6 protein-coding genes are annotated in these 7,697 nt (G+C 43.8%); 3 read left to right on the top strand and 3 right to left on the bottom strand.

Translation table 11 applies throughout. The features are described from left to right. Positions 1-469 precede the first annotated feature (469 nt). The 3 genes from EWV84_RS15915 (at position 470) to kaiC (ending at position 3,526) form a co-directional block, all read left to right on the top strand. Positions 470-1,399, top strand: a complete 930-nt coding sequence (locus EWV84_RS15915) for a circadian clock protein KaiA (RefSeq protein ID WP_287078786.1) — start codon at positions 470-472, stop codon at positions 1,397-1,399. A gap of 56 nt (positions 1,400-1,455) precedes the next feature. After that, positions 1,456-1,770 carry a circadian clock protein KaiB gene (gene kaiB / locus EWV84_RS15920; RefSeq protein ID WP_002733742.1) on the top strand — a complete coding sequence of 105 codons (315 nt, stop codon included), beginning with the start codon at positions 1,456-1,458 and terminating at the stop codon, positions 1,768-1,770. Positions 1,771-1,963: 193 nt separating this feature from the next. Continuing rightward, positions 1,964-3,526, top strand: coding sequence for a circadian clock protein KaiC (gene kaiC / locus EWV84_RS15925; RefSeq protein ID WP_002760201.1), 1,563 nt, complete (start codon positions 1,964-1,966; stop codon positions 3,524-3,526). A 21-nt stretch (positions 3,527-3,547) separates the two neighbouring features. Here the strand turns inward: kaiC and EWV84_RS15930 are convergent, their stop codons facing one another. The 3 genes from EWV84_RS15930 to EWV84_RS15940 form a co-directional block, all read right to left on the bottom strand. Then, the gene (locus EWV84_RS15930; protein ID WP_287078787.1) at positions 3,548-4,543 is read right to left on the bottom strand and encodes a lysylphosphatidylglycerol synthase transmembrane domain-containing protein; all 996 of its coding nucleotides are present in this window, start codon (positions 4,541-4,543) and stop codon (positions 3,548-3,550) included. An 84-nt stretch (positions 4,544-4,627) separates the two neighbouring features. Further along, a complete protein-coding gene (locus EWV84_RS15935) occupies positions 4,628-5,725 on the bottom strand; it encodes a sulfotransferase family protein (protein WP_287078788.1) in 1,098 nt (365 codons plus the stop codon). Between the two features lie 6 nt (positions 5,726-5,731). After that, positions 5,732-7,120, bottom strand: coding sequence for an aspartate aminotransferase family protein (locus EWV84_RS15940; protein ID WP_287078789.1), 1,389 nt, complete (start codon positions 7,118-7,120; stop codon positions 5,732-5,734). Between the last annotated feature and the right edge of the window lie 577 nt (positions 7,121-7,697).

Consider the following 7,697-nt stretch of genomic DNA (forward strand, 5'->3'; position numbering starts at 1 on the left):
TAGGGTCTGCTGAAAAAGTTTTTCGGTGGGGGTTGGGGGTTGGGGGTTGGGGGTTGGGGGTTGGGGTGTGGGGTGTGGGGTTTTACCCATTTTCAGGTGGTCAATTACCTAATTTTCAGGGAAAAAGTCCCGGAATTTTCCCCCTGATCACTCCCATCTCTGGTACTTTTTGATTGACAAAAAGTCTAAAAGTCTTACCCAACAAGGTTTTTAGATTTATTCAGCAGACCCTAATTAACAAACTGATGGCCAAACTATTAGTAGTCCTAGAACTTGAATCTACCTTGATTATGACGCTCGCTCATCTAGAGGACCGCTCCATTGATTACAATTAACTACGATACCCACTGCCAAAAAGCAAAGTTAACTTTAACTTCCCCGATTTGATGGCGAGGGGGTTGTCTTCTCAACAGAGAAAGCCTAACCTAATTGTTTGTTATTTTCTATCTACCTTGCGGGTGAGAAAACGTTGCCTCCGAGACTGACTATTTATGCTTTTGTCCCAACGGACCCACCCTTGACGGGAGTGAGTTCACCTCTGGGGCTGGTTAATTCTTTGACGGCTTTATTGGCTAATGAACGCTATAATCTAACCCTAGGGTCGTCTTCTAGCGAATTACTGGCTAATATCGAGGCAGAGAAGGAAAAAATCGATTGTTTACTGGTGGTCTTTCATCCTTCCCTACAGCCGACTTTTAATCAACTCTACGAAGGGGGGATTTTACTGCCAGTAGTGATCATTGTCGCTGACAAGAACATCACTGCCGAGACGAATGACTCTCCCACCTGTCTCTATCATAGTGCCGAATTACAAATTACCGTCAAGGAATTAGACAGCATCACCTCGGTCATCGACCAAGCGATCGCTCGATTTCTCCATTTAGCTCCTAATTGCTCTTTTTCCGAACCTAACACGATTGTTAACCAACCAAATCCCGTGGAAAATAATCACAGTTTTCTCCTCCTACAACAGCGCCGTTTAGCAGAAAAATTAAAAGAAAGACTCGGCTATTTAGGTGTTTACTACAAACGCAACCCGCAGCTATTCTATCGCAATCTGGCCCCAGAGGAAAAAAACGAATTACTGCGGGAATTAAGAAGAGATTATCGGGAGATTATTTTAAATTACTTCCAACAGGATTATCCGATCAATCAAGCGATCGATGAATTGGTTAATAATGTCTTTTTTACCGATCTCTCAGTGTCGCAAATTCTGGAAATTCACATGGAGTTAATGGATGAATTTTCCCAACAGTTAAAATTAGAAGGCAGAAGTGAGGAAATTCTCCTAGATTATCGTCTCGCTCTCATTGATATCCTTGCTCATCTAGGGGAAATGTACCGTCGTTCCATACCTCGCGAGGATATCCCTTATGATTTATTATTGGGAATAGATTAAAATCTCCCCAATAAATAGCGATGAACTCCTATCCCCAGCCCCTTTAATCCTAACCTATGAGCGTCTTTAAAAAAACCTATGTTTTAAAACTGTACGTCGCGGGCAATACCCCCAACTCCGTGCGTGCCTTGAAAACCCTGAAAAATATCCTAGAAGAAGAATTTCAGGGAGTGTATGCGCTGAAAGTGATTGACGTGCTGAAAAACCCGCAACTAGCGGAGGAAGACAAGATTCTCGCTACTCCTACCCTCGCGAAAGTCCTCCCTCCCCCAGTGCGGAAAATTATCGGGGATTTGTCCGATCGAGAGAAGGTTCTGATCGGTTTAGACTTACTGTACGAGGAAATTCGTGAACGAGAAAATGATAGCTAGGCCTTCGGCAATAGGTGATTAGACGGGTTATATTTATTGAAGGAGAAATGATCGGGGTGTAATCTAGTACGTCTATGGGAAAGTCAAGAGTCAATGGGAATCGAGACGGTATAAAGTGTCTAGTCAGACCTGATATGTTTCTGTTGAAAAATTAGATAAAAATCCTACTCTTTAAATATTCGCTGGATAAATAATGACTCAATCTAACTCTAATAGCCAATTGAATCCACCGATTAAACCGAAAGGTGTTCGCAAAATTAGAACCCTAATTGAAGGTTTTGATGAGATCACTCACGGTGGTTTACCCATGGGGCGAACTACCTTAGTGAGTGGCACTTCTGGCACGGGAAAAACCCTGCTTGCCGTTCAATTTCTCTACCACGGTATCAAGTATTTTGACTATCCGGGACTGTTTGTTACTTTTGAAGAATCTCCCACCGATATTATCCAAAATGCCTATAGTTTTGGTTGGGATTTAGAAGAATTAATTGACCAGGGTAAGTTATTTATTCTCGATGCTTCTCCGGATCCGGAAGGTCAAGAGGTGGTGGGTAGTTTTGATCTTTCGGCCCTGATCGAGCGCATTCAATACGCAATTACCAAATATAAAGCCAAACTGGTATCAATTGACTCTGTAACTGCTGTTTTTCAGCAGTACGAAGCGGTGTCAGTGGTGCGGCGAGAAATTTTTCGGCTCGTGGCCCGGTTAAAATTATTAGGAGTGACTTCAATTATGACCACGGAACGTATCGAAGAATACGGAGCGGTGGCCCGTTTTGGTGTAGAGGAATTTGTCTCTGATAATGTGGTAATTATGCGGAACGTGCTAGAGGGAGAAAGACGACGCAGAACCGCAGAAATCCTCAAATTACGGGGAACAACCCACATGAAGGGCGAATATCCCTTTACTATCACCAATGATGGCATTAATATCTTCCCCCTCGGTGCGATGCGTTTAACTCAGCGCTCCTCCAATGTCCGCATTTCTTCGGGAGTAAAAACCCTTGATGATATGTGTGGAGGCGGTTTTTTCAAGGATTCGATTATTTTGGCCACAGGAGCAACAGGTACGGGTAAAACTCTCCTAGTCAGTAAATTTCTGGAAGAAGGCTGTCGGCGCGGTGAGCGGGCGATTTTGTTCGCTTATGAAGAATCTCGCGCCCAATTGTCCCGAAATGCTTCTTCTTGGGGGATCGATTTTGAGGAGATGGAACGCAAGGGATTATTAAAATTGTTGTGTTCTTACCCCGAATCGGCGGGATTAGAAGACCATTTACAGATGATTAAGTCGGAAATCTCGGAATTTAAACCCTCCCGCATTGCCATCGATTCTCTATCGGCGCTCGCGCGCGGGGTGACAAATAATGCTTTTCGGCAATTTGTGATCGGGGTGACAGGATACGCCAAACAGGAGGAAATTACGGGATTTTTCACCAATACCACCGACCAATTTATGGGAGCGCACTCGATCACCGAATCCCATATTTCTACGATTACCGACACGATTTTAATGTTGCAGTATGTGGAAATTCGCGGCGAAATGTCCCGAGCGATTAACGTCTTTAAGATGCGCGGTTCTTGGCACGATAAAGGGATTCGTGAATATACTATCAGTCAGGACGGGGCCGATATCAAGGATTCTTTCCGCAATTACGAGCGGATTATTAGTGGTTCCCCGACTAAAATTAGCGTCGATGAAAAGAGTGAATTATCGCGGATTGTTCGCAATGTACGCGAAAAATTACAGGATGAATAATCGGGAGTTGACTGATTGAGATTATTTTGAAGAGCGATCGGGTAAAGTCGGTCTTAGGGAAAATAACCACCAGATCAACAAACCTAATATAATCCAGAGAATATCTTTAACCCGGCGAATTACAGAAATCGCTAAACCTAATTCTAGACTACCAGTTAAGGAAGCACCCAGCAGCACTAAAGAACCTTCTAAAGTACCGATATTAGCGGGAATAAAAAAGGTTCCAGCGCGCACCAATTGAGCAACGGAATCAAATAACCAAGCATCGGCAAAACTGATCGGATGTTGGAGAAGTTGCATTAAAACATAGATTTCTAAAACTCCGAGAGGCCAATTGAGAAAACCGACGATCAAGCCATTTCTAAATAGTGGCAGATTGCGGTAAAATTCCCCTAAACGATCATCGACACTGCGAAGATTTTCTAAAGGTTTAGCTAGGCGATCGCCTAAAAAAGAATGACCTAATCGATTAACTATTCGGGAGGATAAACGGAATCGCTGAATCAAGAAAAATATCAGGATACAACTGGAGAATATAGCTAGACTTAATCCAGTCAAAGTTTTAAAAGAATTAGAAAATTTTGGGGAAGCTAGGAGCAGAAAAAACCCGATAATTGCAAAGAAGACAAGGGAAGCAGTATTTAATGTCTTGGTCAGAATGATCGAAGCACTGGTTTCTTTATAGCTAATCTGATAGTGAGTTTTCAACATCACTGCTTTAAAACCTTCTCCTCCCAAAGAAGCGAAGGGAGTCACGCGATTAAAGGCTGCCCCTACCATGTAAATTAATAATAGGCGAATTGTCCATCGAGGTTGGATAGGAATGCTTTTAAAAGTTAGTTGCCAAGTAAAAACATCGGTGAGGAATTCTAGGAAATAAAAAATAATTACTAATGTCATTCCCCACCAACCGACTAGGGTGATTTGTTGCCACACTTCTTGTAGATTGGTTTGTCGTAAAATTACCCCTAGTAAAACAAAACCTAAACCCAGAAAGATAAATTTAAGATATTTCATATTAAATTGTGAATTATTAATTATGACTTATCACTGATAACTGATCACTGATGACTGATAACTGATAACTGAAAAAGCTGATAACTAAAAATAGTTCCAACGTTGAATAAATGGTAGCCAATGAGATTCGACTAATTCGATCGCTTTTGGGTCTGGGGGATAATTATTTTTTTTATATCCTTGCAGACTGCTGATATATTTCTCAAAGCGAGGCATAGCTATTTTTAAGTCGGGAAGTTGCAGTTGATCGTAAATTTTCTCGATTTGTGCTAGGGGGTCTTTTTCTAAATCTTCAAAACGAATTTCTACAAAACTATCGGCGGGTAAATCGGCACTATCTCGCAGGAGAGAATTGAGCATTAGGGGATAACTTTTCAGAATTACCTGCTCGATGACATCAATAGATAAATTATCGTAGGATTGCAGTGCTAGTTCTGGTAAGATGCGGGTAAAAAAGTGGCGGGTTGAGGGAAAAACTAGATAGGGATTGCGATAGATATGGATAAATTTAGCATCGGGCCAGATAGTTCGTAATTTGGCAATGTGTGCCGTATAAACGGGGTTTTTGATTAGTAATTGTTTGCCTTTTTGATGGATGGAAACTTTTTTTAATAGATGAGTATGCCAACGTTGCCAAGTGGCGATTTCTTTCTCGCTGCAGCCTTGAAAAAAAACCCCTCGCTCAAAATGATACTGAAAACGTTGGGGAAAGTATAAACCATGGTAGTAGGAAAGGGGGATCATGCTGGCCAGGGCGATCGAGTCTTCTTGGGGGGAATCGGGAGTAACGGCAACGTTATCCACATGGCGATCGCTCGGTAGAGCTAATTCCAGCAGCGGTTGTAATAAGCGGACGATACCGAGGATATCCCAGGGTAATCCCACCGCTAGGGGCGAAATATAGCCAAAATGCTCCGATTGACCGAGTAAATTGTGCAGATGGGTCGTGCCGCTGCGCCAATAGCCGACAATAAAAATGGGTGCTTTTACCTCCACGCGGCGCTCATAAAACCCTGTCATTAAAATCCGTTCTAGGGTAGAAAAAGGTAGTCGCGCCAAGGTAACTGCCAGCGCCAGGGTTGCCGGGGCCAAATTGGGGCGATCGATGCCGCCATTGGTCAAAAACAAGCGAAGGAGAGTGCTAAGGTTACTACCGCAGAGGGGATGAAACAAACTGGACATATTAACCTATTTTTTGGCGGTTTTTTGGCGTATAGCTTGGCTGGCCAAGGTTTTGCCGAATTCCCAAGCGGCCCCGGGGAGGCGGTGAGCATCAGCGACCACATCCTTAACGGCGGTGACAATCCAACGGCAATCCTGATCGGAGAGGGTGAGGGGGGGGATAAACTTGATGATATTCATGCCGTGGCCGGAAACCTGCGAGAGAATTTGATGGCGGGTAAAGAGGGGAACGACGATTAACTGGGAAAATAGCCCTTTATTGGCGGTTTCTAGCATTTTCCAGGCGGCTTTTAATGACCAACTGCTCGGTTCGGCAAATTCCAAGGCCATCATCATACCCAATCCCCGCACTTCCTGCAAACATTCGTACTGATCTACGAGGGGCTGTAGTTCTGCGATAATTTGTTGACCGATTACAGCCGAGCGCTCCACTAATTTTTCCTCCTCGATTACCTGTAAAGTGGCGATACCGGCGGCCATGGCCAGATTATTTTTCCCAAAAGTGCTACCGTGAACCACAGAACGGTCCATGCGATCGAATACTCGATCGAAGATCCAGGGACGACAGAGAACCGCTCCCACTGGCACAAAACCGCCCGAAAGAGCCTTGGCAACGCATAAAATGTCTGGTTCTACCCCCCAATGTTCCACTGCCCAAATTTTGCCAGTCCGGCCTAAACCGGTCTGCACTTCATCGGCCACAAAAAGAGTGCCGTAACGACGACAAAGGGCAGCCGCTGCGGGGAGATAGTTCGGTTCGGGAATTCTCACCCCGTGACCTTGGATCGGTTCGGTAATAAAAGCCGCTACTTCTTGGTTAATTAGAGCTTTTTCGAGCGCAGCCAGATCGCCGAAGGGAATTTCCTCAAAATCGGCGACAAAGGGTCCAAATCCCTGGCGATAATGGGGATCGCCGGTGGCGGAAAGGGAACCCATGGTTAAACCGTGGTAGCCTCCCTGACAGTAAACAATTTTGCTGCGTCCGGTGGCGTAGCGGCTGAATTTAATGGCGGCCTCGACGGTTTCTGTGCCGGAATTGGCAAAGAAAACTCGTTCTAATCCTGTCGGTGCGATCGCTGCTAACCGTTCGGCCAGCAATCCCGCTAGGATGGAAGCATCCAATTGGACTAAATTGGGCAGTTCTGCCGTCAATACTTCCTGTAAAGCTTGCACTATCTTGGGGTGATTGCGTCCGAGGGCGAAAACACCAAAACCACTCAGTAAATCCAGATACTTTTCCCCGTGATTGTCGAACAAGTATGGACCTTGGGCTTTAATGTAGTGGCGATCGTAACCGATCGTTTTCAGTACCCGAACCATCTGGGGATTTAGATATTGTTCGTGGAGGGTAAAGTTTTCTTCTAGTCTTTGTTCTATGAGTTCTAAAATGCTCATAAATTCCTGATTTGATTACTGAAAAACTAATTGTTAAACAACCCAAACCCGATTATGTTGATAGCACATTATCATAATTTTGGGTTATTTAATATTATAAATTATTTAAATATATTTTGTCAAGTATTTAAGAAATTCTCTAGGATAATTAAACTCATTAACTCTTGCTGGCTAAAGGTTACAGCGACTTTTAGATAATTTATTAGTTAGTTTTTATATGGTAGGGGCGCATCGCGTGCGCCCAAAATATAATATCAGTGAACTGATAACTGATAACTGATAACTGATAACTGATAACTGATAACTGATAACTGATTCAAGGCTGATAGCTTTGACATCCTCGCCGCCGTAAAACGGACGGCGATTCCTCACCACGCCACTTTTTTAAGGTGGTCGCTGAACGGGGTTGACGCAGATAGCGAAAAACGCTTAATTGCTTAAGTCTGACACTTTCGACCCGTCCGTTTTCAGTGTCCGAATGCCCTCCGGCCACTTTGAACAAGTCGAAAAAATCTCATGTTCAACCTTATTTCCTAGAAAGTTTTACTCGTTCAAGGCCGAATTTGAAGTCTTTTCT

Source organism: Microcystis sp. M_QC_C_20170808_M3Col, assembly GCF_007095505.1.
Taxonomy (GTDB): domain Bacteria; phylum Cyanobacteriota; class Cyanobacteriia; order Cyanobacteriales; family Microcystaceae; genus Microcystis.

Coding starts and splice junctions, on each gene's coding strand:
- kaiB (WP_002733742.1), top strand. CDS start 1,456: ATGAGCGTCTTTAAAAAAACCTATGTTTTAAAACTGTACGTCGCGGGC.
- kaiC (WP_002760201.1), top strand. CDS start 1,964: ATGACTCAATCTAACTCTAATAGCCAATTGAATCCACCGATTAAACCG.
- EWV84_RS15930 (WP_287078787.1), bottom strand. CDS start 4,543: ATGAAATATCTTAAATTTATCTTTCTGGGTTTAGGTTTTGTTTTACTA.
- EWV84_RS15935 (WP_287078788.1), bottom strand. CDS start 5,725: ATGTCCAGTTTGTTTCATCCCCTCTGCGGTAGTAACCTTAGCACTCTC.
- EWV84_RS15940 (WP_287078789.1), bottom strand. CDS start 7,120: ATGAGCATTTTAGAACTCATAGAACAAAGACTAGAAGAAAACTTTACC.